This is a genomic window from Deltaproteobacteria bacterium, from assembly GCA_021737785.1.
Classification (GTDB): domain Bacteria; phylum Desulfobacterota; class DSM-4660; order Desulfatiglandales; family Desulfatiglandaceae; genus AUK324.
The window spans coordinates 1-18,693 of record JAIPDI010000039.1; the positions used below are offsets into that span (position 1 = coordinate 1).

Below are 18,693 nucleotides of genomic sequence, written 5' to 3' on the forward strand. Positions count from 1 at the left end.
AGCCTGCTGTGTTCTGATCCTGAATCTTTCTTTCAGGATCAGAACGAACCCATCAAGACCTCTTCGCGTTCTTTGCGCCTTCGCGGTTCACCAAAACTTCTCCGCACGTTGCGTAGAAGTTACAGTCAAAGAGTCTAAATCATTTCCAGGGCGCAGGCCATGGAGACGCCCCCGCCGCCGCAGAGAGTGGCCAGTCCCAACGACTTTTCTCTTTTTTTCAAGGCATAGAGCAGCGTGACCATGATGCGCACCCCGGTGGACCCGACCGGGTGACCCAGGCCGATTCCGGAGCCGTTCACATTGGTGATTTCCCGGTTGAGGCCCAGCTCCTTTTCACATCCCAGATACTGGGCCGCGAATGCCTCATTCAATTCGATGAGATCAAAATCGTCCAGCTTGAGGTCCGGGTGTCGATCGAGAAGATTCCTGACCGCGGGGACGGGGCTCAAGCCCATGACCGAGGGATGACAGGCGCCCCGGCCGGTTGCCCGAATCCGCGCCATCGGCTGGATTCCCAACTCATCTGCCTTGTCCGCGGACATGATGACCATGGCGCTGGAGCCGTCATTGATACCTGAGGAATTGCCCGCCGTGACCTTGCCGGTCTTGGGGATGAAGGCCGGGGGCAACTTGGCCAGTTGCTCCATGGTCATTCCCGGACGGAAGTGTTCGTCCTTGTCAAATATAAGGGGCGGTTTTTTCCTCTGAGGCACCTCCACCGGTACGATCTCATCCTTGAAATAACCCTCCAATGTCGCCCTTTCCGCGTTATTGTGACTGCGGAGGGCCACCTCGTCCATCTCTTCACGGCTGATATTGTGAAGCTGGGCCACGAATTCGGCGGTATGCCCCATGATATAGGGTTTACCCTTGAAGAGTTCCAGGGGCATCCCTTCTTTTACAGGACCTTCCTCGGGATGCGGCAGCAGATAGGACCCGCAGTGGAGGGCGTGAATCAAGGCATCTACAAAGACATGATCCTGAAGCCTGCAGCCCCAGCGGGCCCCGGGAACGGTATAGGCAACTCCGGACATATGCTCGGTGCCCCCGGCCAGGATAATGTCGGCCAAGCCCGCCTGGATCATGGCCATCCCTGAAATCACGGCCTCCATGGCGGATGTGCACACCCGGTTGATGGTGACTGCGGTGACATGATCCGGTATGCCGGCCATCAAGGCGGCAACGCGGGCCACGTTGAGAGAGTCCGCGGGTTCCACACAGTTTCCGAATCGGACATCATCGATCATGTCGGGGGCGATTCCCGCCCGGGTAATGGCCTCTTTCATGCTGACGCTTCCGATGACAGCCGCGTTCAGGTCTCGCAGGCTCCCGCCAAAGGCGCCGATTGCCGTTCTGCATGCAGAAACGATCACAACATCTTTCATAGTTGACTCCTTCGCTTTGAGATTGAGGAATTCAGGGGTTGAGGAATTCAGGAATTGAGGATTCAGCGTGTCGCTGGGTTTCGTTTCACCCTGCCCGACCTACCCGCTCATCCTTCCAAATCGTCCAACTCATTCAACCATCCGGCATCCACCCATCCAATCGTCCAAATCATCCGGCATCAAATGAGCCTGTTCTCCTTCAACCGGCCCATCAGACTCTCCACGGCTGTTTTTGCATCTCCTTCCAAAATTTCCCCTTCTCTCTTGAACTTGGGGGAAAAGGTCCTGATGACATGGGTTAAAGAACCCTCGAGTCCCACATCGCGCGTCTGCACGCCGATATCCGCGGCATTCCACAGGGTGATGGGCGCTTTTTCCTGACATGCCGCGATCAGTTCCCCGACCCTCGGATAACGGGGCGTGTTGAGTTCGCCGATTACTGTAATGAGCGCCGGAAGGGTGCACTGAACACGCTCATATCCGTCTTCAAGCCGCCGCTTTACGATTATATTTTTTTTCTTTGTCTCCTCGATCCCGCATACATACGAAACATGGGGGATGCCGAGATATTCAGCCACCTGAGGCCCGATCTGGGCCGTATCCCCGTCAATGGCCTGGCGACCGCACAGGATCAGGTCGTATCCGTCCATTTTTTCAATGGCCTTTCCCAGGGTAAAAGAGGTTGCCCACGTATCCGCCCCTGCAAATGCCCTGTCGGACAGGAGTATCCCCTTGTCCGCCCCCATTCCGAGCGCCTCCGATACGGCGTCAATGGCCTGAGGCGGACCCATGGAGACGGCGGTCACCTTTCCGCCCAGGTCTTCTTTCAGGAGGATGGCTGCCTCAAGGGCGTGCTTGTCGTCGGGGTTGATGATGCTTTCAATCCCTTCCCTGATCAGGTTTCCGGTCTTGGGGTCCAGCTTGACCTCTGTGGTGTCGGGAACCTGTTTGATCAATACAATGATATTCATAACTGGCGCCTCCCCCTGAATTTCGGGCTCCGGGAACCGGGATCCCGGGAAACTTACCGCGAAAAGAGCCGATGGGCGGTTATCGGTTACGTGTTTCCGGTTTTCGGGTGTCGGTTCGAGGGCTTTCGGATGACAATTGACGGATAACGGATAGCCCTTTCCTCAGATTACAGACATGTTTGTGTACTGTATACAAGGAGCCCTGTCAAGAAATTTATCCGTCCTTTCTGTGACCCTTCTTCTGATAGGTATTGACTGCCCTGTTATGTTCCGACAAGGTCCTGGAAAACTGATGGGTGCCGTCGTTTTTGGATACAAAATAGAGATATGCTGTTTCGGCTGGAAAAAGCACGGCGTGAATCGACGCCCTTCCGGGGGAGGCGATGGGGCCCGGCGGCAGACCTCGGATAACATAGGTATTGTAGGGGGTGGATTGGGTCAGGTCCTTTTTCGTGAGGTTTCCGTTGAAGTTCCTGATGCCATAGATGACGGTCGGATCACTTTCGAGACGCATCCCCTTTTTCAGTCGATTCAAAAAAACACTCGCAATGATGGGACGTTCTTCGCCCATCCCGGTCTCTTTTTCAACTACAGATGCCAGGGTAATGATCTGTTCCAGGGTCATGTCCGATGCCTCTATTTCCTCTTGCAGTGAAGAAATGATCTCAAAGAACCGTTTCACCATGACATCGATGATGGATAATGGCGGCCAACCCCGGGAAAACCGGTAGGTATCAGGGTAAAGATATCCTTCGAGGCTGGGGCCGGTGAGGCCGTATTCCCGGGCGATAACCGGGTCTGTTGCAAGGGCCGTGAATTCCGTCCTGTCTGCCAGCCCCTTTTTCTCCAGTTCTTGCGCAATCTGCGTAATGTCAAACCCCTCGGGGATGGTCACGGAATATGTGAGGACCATCCCCTTGCTTAAAATATCGAGGATCTTTAGCGGCGGCATGTTGCTGTTGAGTCTGTATTCACCGACCTTTATGCCGGCCCCGTAACCTGTAATCCTGCACCACAACAGGAGGATGGTTTTATTGGAGATGATCTCTTTTTTCTCAAGGCCGTCCGCAACCTCCCTCAGGGTTGCGCCTTCACGCACCAGAAAGACATGATCCGGCATCCCTGTCTTGGCGGGATGAACCAGGTAATGATAAAATGCAACGGAGACCAGGAGGCTGATAAAGACCAAGAGGATGAAACCGATGAAAATGCCCCGTTTGGCATGAATGGAAATAGACATAATGGAATTTGGGAGCGCCCGATTCGGAAAATATTAACCCTGTCCGCGATAAGAACGTCTTTCCTTCAGGGCTTTCCACACCATGTGATGGTGCAGGATAAGCCTTGGTTTACATCTGTTTTGTAGCATTATCGTGCCTCAAGATCAAGCAGATAGATGTCCCGGGGGGAATCTCATGAGCCGGGTGAAGGGACTTTTCAGATTTCCGAGAACGGGTTTCAAATCCGCTGAAAAATCGGGTATACTATCGTATGGATTTGACATACAGTTGCCAACGTATCAAGTGTGATGTCACCGGTTAACAAAGGATTTGCATAAGGAGGTGCAATATGGAAGATGCTGAGGTCAAGTTCGGTGAGTGGATCGAAAACGGATTCAGGCTGTATAAGGAAAACTTTGCCACGTTGGTTTTAGCCTCCCTGATTGCCGTTGTTCTCAGCGCAGTCACCGTGGGAGTCCTGGCCGGTCCGATGGCAGCGGGCGTCCTTCTTATTACCCTCGGACTGATTGACAAAAAGGATCCCGGACCGGAGGTGGGGACCCTGTTCAGGGGGTTTGACTATTTCCTGAATTCTTTTCTCTTTATGATCGTATGGGGAATCGCCTTGTTTGTGGTGTCCCTGATTGTGGGTCTGGTCCCCTGTATGGGGCAGCTCGCCTCTCTGTTCGTGGTCTTTGTCGCCCATGCCCTCCTCATGTTCGGCATGTTTCTTATCGTGGACAGGCGGATGGAATTCTGGCCCGCCTCTTTGGAGAGCTTTAACAAGGTCAAACCCAGTTTCTGGCCTTTTTTGGGGTTTGCAGTTGTTTCGAATCTCATCGGGAGTATCGGCGCCATCGCCTGCGGCATCGGCGTGGTTTTCACCCTCCCGATCCAGGCCTGCATCCTGACAGTTGCCTATCGGGATTTATTTGGAAAAAATGGGCACGGCGATGTGGTGTTGAAAGATCCGAATGAGGGCGACAACCCGGTTGTTGAGCCGATCCAGCCTGTATAGGGTCTGTCTCAATCGATGGAAATTACACGGATACCTCGGGCTGAGGCAACAGGTGAGGGAAGAGGGAAGGGAAGCCGGGACCGGGTCTCCCGCTTATCGTGGACTCGGACTGATTCCTACTGGGAGGTGGTATGCGCGCACCTCCCGCTGGCTATTGTCACGGGGATCGCATTGATGCTGCCCCACGCGGTTTCGTGCGACGATCTTCCTCTGATACCCTGCACCTTTCTGACCCTCACCGGGTATCCCTGTCCATTCTGCGGCCTGACCCGGTCGTTCTGGGCGATTGCCCATGGAGACTGGGCCTTCGCTCTTCATAATGCGCCGATATCCTGTCTGATATATGTCGCGACCGCCCTCCTCTTTTCCTGGCATCTGACCGCGCTTATCACAGGCCTCAGGATCAGGAGCAGCCTGTTTTGTCTGCTGACATCTCCCCTTTTTGTCTGGCTCATGGTTTCGTTGGCAATCTCAAACTGGGCATACAGGCTCTTCTGGGGTTTTGAATAGTCGGACGGGGGATGTTCGGTTGCCCATGGTTCTCTCAGCCTCCGGCCAGCATGACCGTCAGGTGAATCTCATCCCCGTCCGAGACCTTTTTTTTCAGTTCATCGGGATAGGCGCTCTTGGCATTAATGTATATTTCAATATTGCGGCGCAGTTTTCCTTTGGGGTCGAAAAGCGCCTCCTCCATGGCGGGGAATCGCCGGATCAGGTGAGCGAGGCAGGCCTCTACAGAGGTCCCCTCCACCTCCACCACCTCCAAGTTATCGGTATGCGGACGGTGGGTTTTGTGAACGTATATGCTGACGGACAAATCATACTCCTTTCGTAACCATTTACGGGTTCAAAGGTTGAGAGGTCTGAGTCTGATATGAAATACCAAAATATAAAAAAGATGGTCATTATCGCCAGCTATTTCAAGGGGGAGACCTATGGTTTGCTGGGTCCTCAGATGGCCGCCACGGTTATCCAGGAGAACGCCTCCTGTGAATGCATTGTGGTGGGCGTGGCGCGGGAGGACACCTCCGCAGCCCTTAAAGAGTCTCTGGCAGCGTATTTCGGGGAGGAAAGAGCGGTGATCGGTTTTTCTTCCCTGAGCGCCAGGCCCGACCTCTTCGCTCTTGCCGGGGAACTCAAAGATGAAGGGGCCTTTACCCTCCTGGCGGGGCCCCAGGCGGATGTGGATTATATGGGAGAAGTCCGGCACGATGCCTGGCCCCATCGCTTCAAAGGGGTGTCAGACAGCTTTTCCCTTGCCCTCCACGGACCGGCGGAACAGGCAACTGACCTTCTGAAGGATCCGGACCGGGGGCATCGGCAACAGATCTCCGGTCTTCTTGTTTCAAACGGCGCGAAGGGTGTGATTCATCATCCCAGGAAATCGTGGGATGAACGGTTCCTGGGCAGGGTCAACTGGGACAATATCTACAGGGTGGAAGGGGGGACGTTTGTCCCCCACAGGATCCGTACGGGGCAAGTGCTCCAGCAGATCGGATGCCCCCACGCAGCCAGGGAGAGATGGGTGGAGATCGACTGGCCGCAAACCCTGGCCCGGCGAAACAGGCAAGCGGTCAGAATTCTCTTGAAGGGGTGCAGTTTCTGCGATGTGGCCGTGGACAAGGGTTTTTATGGGGCGCTTCGATTGGGGACGGTCCTCAATCAGATCCGATGTCTGCCCCAAGGACCCGATGGGAGAAAGATACCCTTTGAATTGATTAACGAGAACGCACTTCCAAGTCTTCCGCGGTTATTACAGGAGGCGGCAGAGACAGGACTCAGGCTCTCGCAGATCAACCTTACCCTTCGTGCCGACTGGTTCTTAAGGGGAGAGCACAGCTTGCGGGAGGCCCTGGGCCTGGCCAGGACTATGGGAATGCGCATCCTCCTCGCCTCGGTAGGTTTTGAATCCTTTGTTGATGCCATATTGCGAAACCTTAACAAGGGGCTTCGTGTGGAAACCAATCTGGAGGCGATTGCCCTGATGCGCCGGCTCAAGGAGGAATTCCCGGATGAATGGGGGTATGCCAGAGGGGAGGGGGCCATACACGGATTCATTCATCCCACCCCGTGGGACACGGACGAGACCCGAACGAACATCCAAAATGTCATCGAAAACCATGGCCTGGCCGCGGACATCCTTCCGGATCACAGCATCCCCCTCATCATCCATCATGCCTCAGGCCTGGGCGACTGGATTCGGGAAGTAGAGAGGAGGGAGGGGATTCAATACCCCCGGCTCGGCGCAATCATCGAATGGTGGCAGGAGATGGAAGAGGGTTCTGGTTGACGCTGTATTTTGAATCTGCTAAAGGAGGGCCTATTTGTAAACCAGAAGAGCGATGACTCGCACAATAGAATCTTTGACTGCAACTTCTGCGCAATTTGAGGAGAAGTTTTGTTGAACCGCCAAGATCCGAAGGACGCGAAGAAGTCTTGATGGGTTCCTTCTGATCCTGGAAGAAAGACCCTAGTGAAATGCGCTTCGCTGTCATTTGCATGAATTTCACGAGACAGGTTCAGGATCAGAACAGACCAAGCCCTGCCGGGCGGTAGTCCGTTGTCGGTAATCGCCTGTGGACAAAAAAAGCTTTGTGTCTTGGTGGCTTTGTGTGAAAATTTTTGGTTGCGGCCGTCAGGCCGCCTTGGGAGGAGGAATTGAGTATGAAGAAGATTGGGATTATCGGCGCGGGGAATATGGGGAGCGGCATTGCCCAGAAGACTGCGCAGGAAGGGCTTTCGGTGGTATTGGTGGATGTAAAACCTGAGTTCGTGGAAAAGGGCATCGCCACCATCCGGACCACCCTGAACGAAGCGGTGGAACGGAAGATCATGAAACCCGAACAGGCAGAGGCGACCATGGCCCGGATCAGGGGCACCTCGGATCCGGCCGGGACCGGAGACTGCGATCTGGTCATAGAGGCCATATTCGAGGACATGGATGTCAAGAAGGACCTGTTTAAAAGGCTGGACCAGGGGTGCGGTCCAAAGACGATCCTGGCCACGAACACCTCTTCCTTCTCTGTGGATGAACTGGCCCAGGCAACAAATCGGCCGGATCGTTTCGTGGGCCTCCATTTTTTCTACCATCCGGCCAAGAACCGGCTCCTGGAAATTATTCCGGGGCCCATGACATCTCCTGAAACGGTTTCGGCATGCAGGCAGTTCGCCCAGCTTACCGGAAAGACCGATATCCTGGTAAAGGACGCCCCCGGGTTTGCGGTCAATCGCTTCTTCGTCCCCTGGCTGAACGAGGCGACGCGGGTTCTGGAAGAGGGCATCGCCGATATCCCCACCATTGAAAAGGCAGCCATGGAAGGTCTGGGGATCGGCATGGGACCGTTCAAGCTGATGAATGTGACGGGGATCCCGATTGCCCATCATTCCTGCGAAGGGCTCGCAGCAAAACTCGGGGCATTTTACGCGCCTTCGGCCCGGCTCAAGGCCCAGTTTGAATCAGGGGAATTGTGGCCCCTGGATGGGGACGTGGATGAGACGGCCTTTGAAAGGGTATCGGACCGGCTTCTGGGGGCGGTTTTTTATGTGGCCACCTCGCTCCTGGAGGAGGGGGTAACCGATATGACCGATATCGACCTCGGGGCCAAGGTAGGCCTCAGATGGAAGGAAGGTCCTTTCGAGGTGATGAACCGGGTGGGTATTGAAAAGGCATATGCCCAGGTAAAAGACCTGTTGACGGCCTGGCCCGGGCTGAACCTGCCGGTCCACCTGGAGAACCAGTATCAGAAGAGGGCCCCCTGGGATATCCGCTACGTCAAATACACCCGCGATGGTGAACTGGCCCGGGTGATTCTGTCCCGGCCGGATGCCATGAATGCCCTTAATGAGACGGTGGTGAAACAGTTGGATGAGGCCTTTCAGGAGGCGCTGGCCGATCCCAAAACCCGGGCAATTATCCTGGAGGGGGCCGGAAAGGCCTTTGTCGCCGGGGCCGACATCGGGTATTTTGTGAAATGTATCCGTGAGAAGCGTCTGGATGATAATTACAGGTTTACGGAGTATGGCCAGTCCGTGTTCAACCGGATAGACGAAAGTGAAAAACCGGTGGTGGCCAAGGTGGACGGCCTGGCCCTCGGCGGGGGTCTTGAGCTGGCACTTGCCGCCGACATTATCGTTGCCACGCCCAAGGCGGTGATGGGGTTTCCCGAGACGGGGATCGGCATTTATCCGGGATTGGGCGGGACCCAGCGCACCAGCCGGTATATTGGAAAGGCCCTTGCCAAATACCTTATCTTCACCGGACGGCTGATGCCCGCGGATATCGCCCTTTCCATCGGTCTGGCGGATTATGTTTTTGCCCCTGAAGAGATAGATGATAAACTCCGGGGGCTGATCGCAGAAGGAAGGCCGGTTCCTAAAAAGGGAAAAAAGGATGAAGAACTCCCCCCTGAATTCCGGCAACTCAAGAAGCTTTTTGAAGAGACGCCCATCGAGGAATGGCTGGAGGGGAGATATCTGGAAAGTGACGATCCCATAGCGGCCAAAACCGCCAAGATAATCGCAGGGAAGGCGCCTTTGGCCCTGAAGTTAGCCGACCGGATCATAGACAGAGGGTATGATCTGCCTCTAAAAGAGGGGCTCAGAGAGGAACTGGCCCATTTGAACGAGATTTTTTCAACGGCGGATGCCCTCACCGGACTCACCAGCGTGGGTAAGGGCCGACCGGTTTTTGAGGGTAAATAGCGTCTTGCTGCCTGCCGGTGCACAGGACAACCGGTTTCTCACGGATCACCGGGCTCCGGCGCTTCAATCGATTCAAAGAGCGAGGCCATCTGGGTCTTGAAGCCCGGCGGCAGCGAGGAGAATTTTTTTTCAGGGAGGGCGACGAATTCGGCCGCGCCCCGGACAAGGAGCCTTCCCTGATGGTCCCTGATTTCTCCCCTTGCCCGAATTTTGGGGGGAGCGGAGTCGTCCACCAGGCGACCGGTCACGATCAGGGGGGTCCCTACGGCAACATTCCGGATATATTTGATATCCATTTTCCGGGTCACGAGAAAGGTCTTTTTTGACACCATGACGGCCCATGACATGACCTCGTCGAGGAGCGTGGAGATGATGCCGCCATGGGCAATATCCTCCCATCCCTCATGATACTTTCCTAATGTAATGTCCGAGCATACCGCATCCCCGATCCGATAGAATTGCAGGTTGAGCCCGATCGGGTTGTCGGTGCCGCAGGCAAAACAGCCATGCCCCTGGGGTTTTTGGATATCGATTTTCTTTTCTTCATCCACCATATTGTCTTTCTTTCGTCGTCATCATTCACTGGTTCAAGGCTGATGCCCGCACAAAAAGTGCTTTTTACATGGATCCAGGGATTGCAGACACAGCGTCTACATCCTCAATTAAACCTTCGGTTCCTTCCACCAGGGATAGAAATCAGGCATGTCCGTCGAGGCGGCCATGGTGAATCGCGGTGGCCGTTTTTCAAGGAAGCTTTGAACGCCTTCCTTTGCGTCTTTCTGCTTTCCCGCCCAGTAGAAACAGCGTGAATCCACCAGGTGGACGGATTGAGGATCCGGTTCCGCGAGTCCGTGCCAGAGGAGCGCCTTGCACAGTGCCACAGATACCGGGGAGGTGGTATCCGTTATCTCTCGGGCGATCTCCCCGGCCTTCGCAAGAACCTGGTCGTGTGCCACCACATGATTGAAAAGCCCGGAATTCTTTTCCTCAGCGGCCCGGAATATTCGGCCTGTATAGGCGAGTTCGGTCGCCTTGGCCATGCCGACGATGCGGGGGAGAAACCAGGAGGAACAGGCCTCCAACACCACGCCCCTTCTGGCGAATACAAACCCGATCTTTGCGTCCTCAGCCGCGATCCGCATATCCATGGCCAATGTCATGGTGATGCCGACGCCCACTGCATGACCGTTGATCGCCGCGATAACCGGCTTCCGGCACTTGAATGCGGCCAGGGCAACCTGGCCCCCTCCGTCACGATGGTCACTGATAGAGGAGACCTGGGTCCTGTCAAAGGTCGAACCGCCTCCGGAGAGGTCTGCGCCTGCGCAGAATGCCCTCCCGGCACCGGTCACCACCACCGCCCGGACGGCATCATCTTTATCCGCCTCGGCGAACAGGGCGATCAGTTCCCTGCGCATGGTGGGGGTAAAGGCGTTCAATTCATCAGGCCGGTTCAGGGTGATCGTCGCGACACCCCTGTCAATGTCGTATAATGTCTGGGTCAGTTCCATCTCTTGACTATCCTCCGGAAATGAATTTGGGGTTTGTCTCCGGTTGCTGTTCATTCGACCTTCCCGTCGCTCCCATCCGTGTCTTGCGGGCGCTGAAAACCGGTTGACTTTTCTTTTATGATTAGCCATCATTACGCCATATCTTCCAGATTTTCAACCACAGAATGCTCGCCTGAAAAAGAAAGGTTTTCTGGAAAATGATTGAAAAACGGCCGGGAATCATGATCTACCGTCACCCCAACCTCGAGATACGTTCGTACTTGACATCTGCCGAAATCTCCAGATACCGGGTGGAAAGATTTACGGCCAACGGCGGGGAGGCCCTTGAGACCCAGCTCAGGACATTGGGAACCATCGGCGCATACGTGGTGCGTGAGATCCTGGCCATTCCGGGGGTCCGTGAAGTGGAAATTAAACCGCGAGAGCTTCGGGTAAGAAAAGAGGCATCTGTTTCATGGGACCTGATCGAGCCGAAAATCGTGCATGCCCTGAATACCGCCTTTCGAAGAAAGACCTTGCGGGTCGTTTGAAACGATCCTTTTTATCCGCTCCAAAAAGTATCGTACTTCTAAACCTCCAACCCAGTCCCGTAGGTCCCCTCTTACAGTATTAGATATGTTGCGCGAGAAAGACGATGGGTGTGTTCATCAACTATTGACAGGCGTAATTAAGTTTTCTATCCTTGCACCTACTTTAAGACAGGTTAATACCGCTGTCTAGGAGCAAGTACAAAACGCCGGTGCACAGGGGCGAAAGGTATAAGTAGCCGATGGCTGACCAATCCCCAATCAATCAACCACCCACCAACCCGCCCATTCATCAGCCGTGCATTGTTCAGTCCCGGCAGATAGTCCCCTCATTCGCTACCCAATACCCACTACTCAGTCCCCGGCAACGCTCAGGAGGTCAGGATGAAAAAATCCATATTTCTTGTTGGCTGTCTGCTTTTTTGTCTTTCGGTTCCATTCCTTTCCGGCTGTGTACACCCGCCTGATCATGCTCAATACGTTAAAAACGGAAAAGTCTATGGCCAGGTGCGTGGCACGTTCCGCCATAAGTGGTGGAACTACTATGAGCGGGGCCTTTCGTTTGCCGATGGCCGGTTCTTCGAGGAGGCCGCCCAGGACCTTAAGCATGCCATCGATAAAAGAGAAACAGATCAGCGCATGGCCAGGACCTATGGGATGCATTTTGTGGACTATTTTCCTCACAGGGAGCTGGGCGTCGTCTATTACCAGAAAGGCAATATGGAGGCGGCTCAAAAGGAGCTGTCCCTTTCTCTCAGTCAGTATCCTACCTCAAAGGCCCGGTTTTATCTGGATCGCGTCAGGAAGGGGTTGATGGAAAAGAAGGGCGGCGAGATTGCGCCCCCCCGTCTGACCGTGGATCTGCCTGAAGGCGATGTCTGGACCCGGGAGGATCCTGTCATGATTTCCGGGAATGTTCGGGACCCGCATTTTGTCTCTGCCGTTAAAATCCAGGGCAGTCCCATATTTATGGAAGGTGCCCAGGATCAGATCTTATTCAGTAAACCCCTCCAACTCGATCACGGGCGCCACACAATTCAGGTGGAGGCCGTCAACCTGATGGGCAAGACCGCAAGCCGGCGCATGGTGATCCATGTGGACCGGCAGGGACCTGTCATCACAATCGAAGACGTGTCCCGTGAGACTGGGTCGTCGTCGCAACAGGGACCTACCCTTCGGTGCTCCATATATGATGAGGCAGGCGTGTCTGAGCTGATTCTAAACGGGAGGGCTGTTCCTATTCAAAAGGATCGGGAAGTTCTCTTGACAAGGCAGCTCCCGGCGGATTCCCGTGTCGTTGAGATAGTGGCCATTGACCGTCTCGGAAACCGGACATCGGCCCATGTGGATGCCGATATCCCTTCAACAGGCGGGAAACCCCTTATGATAGCATGTGCCGGCTCGGATATGCGCGGGTTTTTGATGGCGGGCATTTTCGGCCCCAAAGATAAGGATCCCCCGCGCATCGTCCTCAAGGGATGGGGTGATTCCGTGGCTGAGACGGTCTATATGGACAGGGTATTTATCGATGGTCATGCAGCGGACGACAGCGCCATCCAAAGCCTCATCCTCAATCAGGAACCGATCCTGCGACGGAAGGGGAAACGGATCTTTTTCAATCAGGTGGTGCGCCTCAAAGAAGGAAAGAACACGGTTACAATCGAAGCTAAGGATGAGGCGGGCAATGTGGCGACCCGGGAACTGATTGTCACGAGGCATATCCCGAAGGCGCTTCAGTTGGCCGAGCGCCTCAGCATGACGGTCCTTCCGTTCGGTCAGAAAGGAGAGGTTTCCAATGCAAGCCTGTCCTTTCAAAACAATTTGATAGACGCACTGGTCAATCGGAATCGTTTCCGGCTGGTGGAAAGGCAGAAGCTGGACCTGATCCTTCAGGAGCAGAAACTGAGCCGTTCCAGCCTGATCGACAAAAAGACCGCTCTTGCGTTAGGCAGGCTCACGGCGGCACAAAGCATTGTCACCGGAGATATCGTCGAGTCCGGCATGGGGATCGAGATCGTGGGTCGCGTGATCGATACTGACACTTCCGAGATTGTGGCTTCTGAAGATGTTTACGATGAAGTCAAGGGCCTTGAGGACCTGCAGACCCTGGCCGAGGGAATGGCCATCCGGATTCATCGACGATTCCCCCTGTTGAACGGGACGGTTGTCCGACAGAAGGGAAAATGGATCTTTACGGATATCGGGGATGACAAGATCGGTCTCCAGGGCAGATTGATCGTCTATCGCGAAGAATTGGTCAAACATCCTGTAACTGGAAAATTGCTCGGATACGACAATGAAATCATAGGAAGGGCACGCGTGGTGCAGGTCATGCCCGGCATGTCCAAGGCAGAACTCTCAGATGGCGAACCTGCCTCTGTCAAACCGCTGGACAAGGTGATCAGCCAATAAGGTGAAGCCCCGGTGACGGATTCTCTTCAGAAAGACCTGCGTCTGCTCTCCCGGTGTCTCGATGGAGACAGGGAGGCGTCCGAGCTTTTTGTTCGACGCTTCTCAGGTCTGATATATTATGCGGTTCGCTATGTGCTCACCTCCAAGTGCATTTCCTTCGGCCCCGAAGACCTCGAAGATCTCCACAATTCCGTATTCCTCGATCTCTTTGAAAACAAAGGCAGAAAACTGAGCCAGTATCATGGGAAAAACGGTTGCAGCCTCGCTTCATGGCTCAGGGTAGTGGCCGTGCGTCGGGTACTCAATCATATAAGAGACGGCCATATGCACACCGACCTGCCCCAGGAGAAACAGGTCCCTTTTGAAAATTTTTCGAGCCACGACCGGGAAGAACTGGGGCCCCTCGCACTCATGGAGCAGGCAGAGCGCGGGCGGTTAGTTCGGGACGCCGTGCAGTTCCTCTCACCCAGAGATCGTCTATTTATGAAATTATACTTTGAAGACGGCCTCGCCTTGGAAGAGGTGGCCGATACCCTTCGAATTTCCATCCAGAATGCCTACACCATCAAACACCGCGCTGTTCAAAGACTCCGCTCGCATTTAAGCCGAGACACATAGGAACCCTCCCGCTCCTGTGCACCTTTGCTATCGTTTTTCAAAAACAAAACATGGTGCAAAGACCGACCCCTCAACCTTGAACCCCTGAACCCTTAGATTTTTCCAAACCGTTCATGGGGTCACGAATGAACGATTATTCACGTTATACAAGACCCTGAAACGATTCCAAATCACGGTCCTGCAAGCCTGTTTCCCTGTTCGTAGTGACGCCGTGAGGCGTTTTCCGGATGCACCCCGGCCATGCCCTGACGGGCACACTACAAACTTTACACAAGGGCCCAGAGGGAGGCGCTTCACCCGTGAACGGTTACCATTTTTCCAAACCATTCATGTCTTCTGTAAGAAAACCAAAAAACCTGTGTCTATATGGGTAAAGGGCGGATGAAGCGCCCTGTATTCTTCTGCCCTAAAATGGGCATTCATATCCTGGAGGTCCTAATGAAAACAGCATGTCCCAACGAAGAAGTGTTCGCGGCCTATCTTGAAGACCTGTTGCCTGAAAGTCAGAGGTCTCATATGGAGGCCCATCTATTCGAGTGCGACGCATGTTTCAGTGCATTCAGTCTGACGACCGATATGATTAGAGGAGAGGCATCGGCTGCGCTTGAAGCAGCGCCCCCGAAGGTCACTCAATCGGCATTGGAATTGATCAACAGCCGTGACGCAACAACCTCAGGCGGCCTGCTTCTAAAAAGGATCAGACGCTCGATCAGCGCGCTTCACGCCGGGCTGCTCCGTCGCCTGCCGTTGCCCATGGGGTCTGAATGGGAGCCTGCGCCCATCCGGGGGAGGCGGGAGGCGGTGCATGCAGACCTGTTTCGCGTTCAAAAGGGCTATCGGGAGTTTGATGCCGACATCGAGATTGAGAAGATTGGGGTCAACACGGCCCTGATCCATCTGCGTTTGGTCGCTCGAAACGGCTTCAGCGAACGGATCCGGGTTACCCTGAAAAGGGGCGACCGGGAGATTTGTTCTTCTCTTTACTGGGGCGGCGATCTGATTTTTGAAGATATTTCTTTCGGGCCCTGCAAACTCGTGTTCGAGAGGGATGGGGTGGAAATTGGCGTCTATCTGTTTCATATCAAGGAGACCGGCAATGGGAAAAAATGACCTCAAGGGCGAAGACGACCGTCCCAGGACCATCGAGCAGTTTCTCAGGGAACGCGAACGTATCGACAGCATTCTCCAGAAGGAGTTCAAGAAGGAGACTACCATCCTGTTTACGGATATCTGCGATTATACATCCTATACGGAGAAAATGGGGGACCTCTCCAGCCGGGCGATGCTCCAGAAACACAATGATATCGTCCTCCCTGTCGTTTCTACGTATGAGGGTGTGGTTATCAAGACCATCGGTGATGCGGTCATGGCTACCTTTCCGAACTCCCTGGCCGCAGTAAAGGCCGCTTCGGACATTCAGAAGGGTCTGCACCAGCATAATCGCATTGCGGGCACGGGTGACAGGATCCATGTCAAGGTCGGGATCAACACCGGCGAGGCCCTGGTGGACGGGGGCGACGTGTTCGGCGATGCAGTGAATTTGGCTGCGCGGATACAATCCAAGGCAGGAAAGGATGAGATACTCGTCTCCAAGAGGGTCTATGACGATGTGTGCGGCAGCGATGATGTGCTCTGCAGGATACATGAAAAGGTCCAGGTAAAGGGTAAGACCGAGCCCGTTCAGTTATACCGGGTGGTCTGGAAAGACGAAGATGTGGCGCCCGAGACCGAACCCAAGGTGAGGGCCGGGGGCGGCGTGACGCACCGCGAGGCCATACGTCCACTGGAGGTCCTTTATCTCGAGGTGGCCAGGGAAGGAGATCGCATCAAGCTCTGCGCATATGAGCAGAAGCCGGGCGAAACGAGCACCATTCAACACTACGAGGAGACGGATGTTTCCATGGACCGGGTCAAGACCCGGTGCCATGAAATGGTGGAGACCCTCAACAAGGTCAATCGCCGGGGCCTGGTCTCGCGTGAAAATTTAAAACGCCTGAGGGAGATCGGACAGGTTTTTTCGGATGAATTGTTTACCCTGAACGTCAAGGAAAAGCTCAAGAACTCCAAGGCCGACCACATGATCCTGAATCTGGACGACCAACTGGTCCATGTGCCCTGGGAACTCCTCTATGACGGTCAGCAGTTTCTCTGCCAGCGGTTCAGTATGGGTCGTCTGGTGAAGACTCGACAGCCGGTAGGCGCAAGGCGGAGCCGGGTCCTTGCCCGACCTCTGAAGATGCTGGTCCTGGCCGACCCCGGAGGAGACCTGGAGGGCGCCTATACGGAAGGCACCCGGATTCGCGACACCATGGATTCGAAAAAGGACTTTGTCAATGCCACATTACGTTCCGGCAACATCACTCCGGACTTTATCAAAAAAAAGATCCGGAATTTTGATGTGGTCCATTTTGCCGGACATTCTGATTACGATCCGCAGCGTCCGGGCGAGAGCGGGTGGCGTCTCACCGGCGGGAATCTCAAAACTGAAGACATCGCCAGGATGACCGGCGCGAGCGCCATGCCGGCCCTCATCTTTTCCAATGCGTGTCAGTCGGGCCGAACCGAGGAATGGGGTCTCAGAGAGTCCTTTCAGGAAGAGATCTTCGGACTGGCCAATGTATTTCTCCTCGCAGGGGTCAAGCATTTTGTGGGGACCTTCTGGGAAATCATGGACGAACCCAGCAGCCGGTTTGCCATGGAATTCTATCAATGCTTCATGTCGGGCATGACCATGGGCGAGGCGGTTCGTGAGGCCCGGCATGCCCTGATTCGGGAATACGGTGAGGAGAACATCGTATGGGCGAGCTATCTCCTTTATGGAGATCCGACCTCCAACTATATGGACCAGATCATGGCGGCCGAGCCTCGAAAAGAACCGAGACCATCTGTGACTGTTCTTCAAAAGGGACAGGTGCTGGGCGAGGTGCGGTCAAGGGAAGAACCCTTTGATTTTTCAAAGAGGGAGCCGACAAAAAGGAAATGGCCCTGGATGGCCCTTGCCGCTGGGGTGCTGCTGTTATCGAGTTTTGTGCTCTGGGGTTACCCCGGTTTGTTGCGAAAAGGGACGGGCGCATACGAAGAGGCGGCCCTGGCCTACTACCACCAGGGGGCCTTTGACGAGGCCCTCAGCGCCTGCACGTCCATAGAGGCCAGGGACCCGCACCTCAGTCTGGCCTACCTGATTCGGGGAGATGTTTATTTCAGGCGGGGGGACCTGGATGCGGCGAAGGCCGCCTATCAGAAGGCGATTGCGGCCAAAAAAGGGGCCGGGGTTCAGAAGGCCGGGGCCTATATCGGCCTGGGCCGCATTGCCTCCATTCGAAAAGAGACGGACAAGGCCCTTGGATATTATGAATCGGCCGCCAGGGTGGCCCCTGAAAGCGGCGTTGCCTATCTGTCTCAGGCCGTCCTTTTCGAGGACAAGGGCGAATACGGAAAGGCCCTGGAACTCCTGGAAAAGGCCCGGACCCATGCTCCGCAGGACCAGGCCCTGGTGGCGCTGACCAACGAGACACGCAAGAAGGCTGATCTGGCGATCAACGAAGAGCGGCAGGCCCGCATTGACAGAATGGTCCAGGAACTGGTCGAGACCATGAAGTCGCCCCCCGCTCCCGTCCCTTCGGACGGCTGGACCTCCACTCCCCTGACCCTGTGGGTGATGGATGTCGAGACTGATGGATACTCGCTTCAGGAGGGAGAGGAAAAACTCTTAGTCGCCGGCATTCAGGACCAGCTCCTTCAACACTGCCGGGCGCGTCTGGTGGAACGGGGCCTCCTGGACAAGCTCCTCGCAGAATTGAAGCTGGGGACATCCCAGCTGGTGGACAAACAGACCGCCCTGTCCCTGGGCAGAATCCTGGCCGCAAGGCTGATCCTGACGGGTCAGGTGGTCTATTCCGGCCCCCAGACCCAGGTCTCCATGCGCCTGATCGAAACCGAAACCGGGCGCATTACCGCTGCAGTGAACGAAACCTTTGGCAGCGCGGTTCCCGTATCTATAGTATCGGAAGAAGTATCCAAAAAAGTGATGGAAAAGGTGAATGAAAACTACCCCCTTCGGGGAAAAATATCGACAGTGGAAGGGAATGAAGTCACGTTGAACATCGGGCAGATGGCCGGGACTCGCAAGGGGCAGAAATACAATGTGATAGACCAGGATGCGGATCTGGAGGTGATATCCGATCAGCTCGAGACCGCCACTGCAAAAATTGTCAAAGGGAACACGTCATTAGTAGAAGGGATGCGCGTGGAGGCCAGCAACGGCGCTCCTAAGGATTGACGGAATCGCGCCCGAGTCACTCGATTTGTCATTGAAGACACGACAAAAAGG

15 protein-coding genes are annotated in these 18,693 nt (G+C 54.9%); 9 read left to right on the plus strand and 6 right to left on the minus strand.

The genetic code is table 11. The annotated features are described in order from the left end of the window. Nucleotides 1-134: 134 nt before the first annotated feature. The 3 genes from K9N21_17405 to mltG form a co-directional block, all read right to left on the minus strand. Nucleotides 135-1,385, minus strand: coding sequence for an acetyl-CoA C-acyltransferase (locus K9N21_17405; protein ID MCF8145691.1), 1,251 nt, complete (start codon nt 1,383-1,385; stop codon nt 135-137). Between the two features lie 179 nt (nt 1,386-1,564). After that, the gene (locus K9N21_17410; GenBank protein MCF8145692.1) at nt 1,565-2,356 is read right to left on the minus strand and encodes an electron transfer flavoprotein subunit beta/FixA family protein; all 792 of its coding nucleotides are present in this window, start codon (nt 2,354-2,356) and stop codon (nt 1,565-1,567) included. 214 nt (nt 2,357-2,570) lie between these two features. Then, entirely contained in the window at nt 2,571-3,596 is a 1,026-nt protein-coding gene (gene mltG, locus K9N21_17415; GenBank protein ID MCF8145693.1) for an endolytic transglycosylase MltG, read from the minus strand. A 329-nt stretch (nt 3,597-3,925) separates the two neighbouring features. On the opposite strand from mltG, the gene K9N21_17420 reads away from it, so the two are divergent. Both K9N21_17420 and K9N21_17425 read left to right on the plus strand, forming a co-directional pair. Beyond that, nucleotides 3,926-4,594 (plus strand): hypothetical protein, encoded by a 669-nt coding sequence (locus tag K9N21_17420; GenBank protein MCF8145694.1) that lies wholly within the window; start codon nt 3,926-3,928, stop codon nt 4,592-4,594. 15 nt (nt 4,595-4,609) lie between these two features. After that, on the plus strand, nt 4,610-5,104 hold the full coding sequence (locus K9N21_17425; GenBank protein MCF8145695.1) for a DUF2752 domain-containing protein: 495 nt from the start codon (nt 4,610-4,612) through the stop codon (nt 5,102-5,104). Between the two features lie 34 nt (nt 5,105-5,138). Here K9N21_17425 and K9N21_17430 read toward each other — a convergent pair whose 3' ends face one another. Beyond that, complete coding sequence (locus K9N21_17430) at nt 5,139-5,411, minus strand: MoaD/ThiS family protein (GenBank protein ID MCF8145696.1); 273 nt, start codon at nt 5,409-5,411, stop codon at nt 5,139-5,141. A gap of 57 nt (nt 5,412-5,468) precedes the next feature. Here K9N21_17430 and K9N21_17435 point away from each other — a divergent pair, with 57 nt between their 5' ends. Next, nucleotides 5,469-6,884 carry a hypothetical protein gene (locus tag K9N21_17435; GenBank protein ID MCF8145697.1) on the plus strand — a complete coding sequence of 472 codons (1,416 nt, stop codon included), beginning with the start codon at nt 5,469-5,471 and terminating at the stop codon, nt 6,882-6,884. Nucleotides 6,885-7,258: 374 nt separating this feature from the next. Next, nucleotides 7,259-9,295 carry a 3-hydroxyacyl-CoA dehydrogenase/enoyl-CoA hydratase family protein gene (locus K9N21_17440; protein MCF8145698.1) on the plus strand — a complete coding sequence of 679 codons (2,037 nt, stop codon included), beginning with the start codon at nt 7,259-7,261 and terminating at the stop codon, nt 9,293-9,295. Between the two features lie 38 nt (nt 9,296-9,333). Here K9N21_17440 and K9N21_17445 read toward each other — a convergent pair whose 3' ends face one another. Both K9N21_17445 and K9N21_17450 read right to left on the minus strand, forming a co-directional pair. Next, entirely contained in the window at nt 9,334-9,849 is a 516-nt protein-coding gene (locus K9N21_17445; GenBank protein ID MCF8145699.1) for a PaaI family thioesterase, read from the minus strand. A 108-nt stretch (nt 9,850-9,957) separates the two neighbouring features. Beyond that, nucleotides 9,958-10,806 (minus strand): crotonase/enoyl-CoA hydratase family protein, encoded by an 849-nt coding sequence (locus tag K9N21_17450; protein ID MCF8145700.1) that lies wholly within the window; start codon nt 10,804-10,806, stop codon nt 9,958-9,960. 197 nt (nt 10,807-11,003) lie between these two features. Here K9N21_17450 and K9N21_17455 point away from each other — a divergent pair, with 197 nt between their 5' ends. The 5 genes from K9N21_17455 (at nt 11,004) to K9N21_17475 (ending at nt 18,642) form a co-directional block, all read left to right on the plus strand. Continuing rightward, entirely contained in the window at nt 11,004-11,336 is a 333-nt protein-coding gene (locus tag K9N21_17455) for a NifU N-terminal domain-containing protein (GenBank protein ID MCF8145701.1), read from the plus strand. A gap of 381 nt (nt 11,337-11,717) precedes the next feature. Continuing rightward, a complete protein-coding gene (locus K9N21_17460) occupies nt 11,718-13,745 on the plus strand; it encodes a hypothetical protein (protein MCF8145702.1) in 2,028 nt (675 codons plus the stop codon). Nucleotides 13,746-13,757: 12 nt separating this feature from the next. Further along, nucleotides 13,758-14,363, plus strand: coding sequence for a sigma-70 family RNA polymerase sigma factor (locus tag K9N21_17465; protein MCF8145703.1), 606 nt, complete (start codon nt 13,758-13,760; stop codon nt 14,361-14,363). A gap of 438 nt (nt 14,364-14,801) precedes the next feature. Then, nucleotides 14,802-15,473, plus strand: a complete 672-nt coding sequence (locus K9N21_17470; protein ID MCF8145704.1) for a hypothetical protein — start codon at nt 14,802-14,804, stop codon at nt 15,471-15,473. Beyond that, nucleotides 15,460-18,642, plus strand: a complete 3,183-nt coding sequence (locus K9N21_17475) for a tetratricopeptide repeat protein (GenBank protein ID MCF8145705.1) — start codon at nt 15,460-15,462, stop codon at nt 18,640-18,642. Before K9N21_17470 ends, K9N21_17475 begins: the two co-directional genes overlap by 14 nt. The last annotated feature ends 51 nt before the right edge of the window (nt 18,643-18,693 follow it).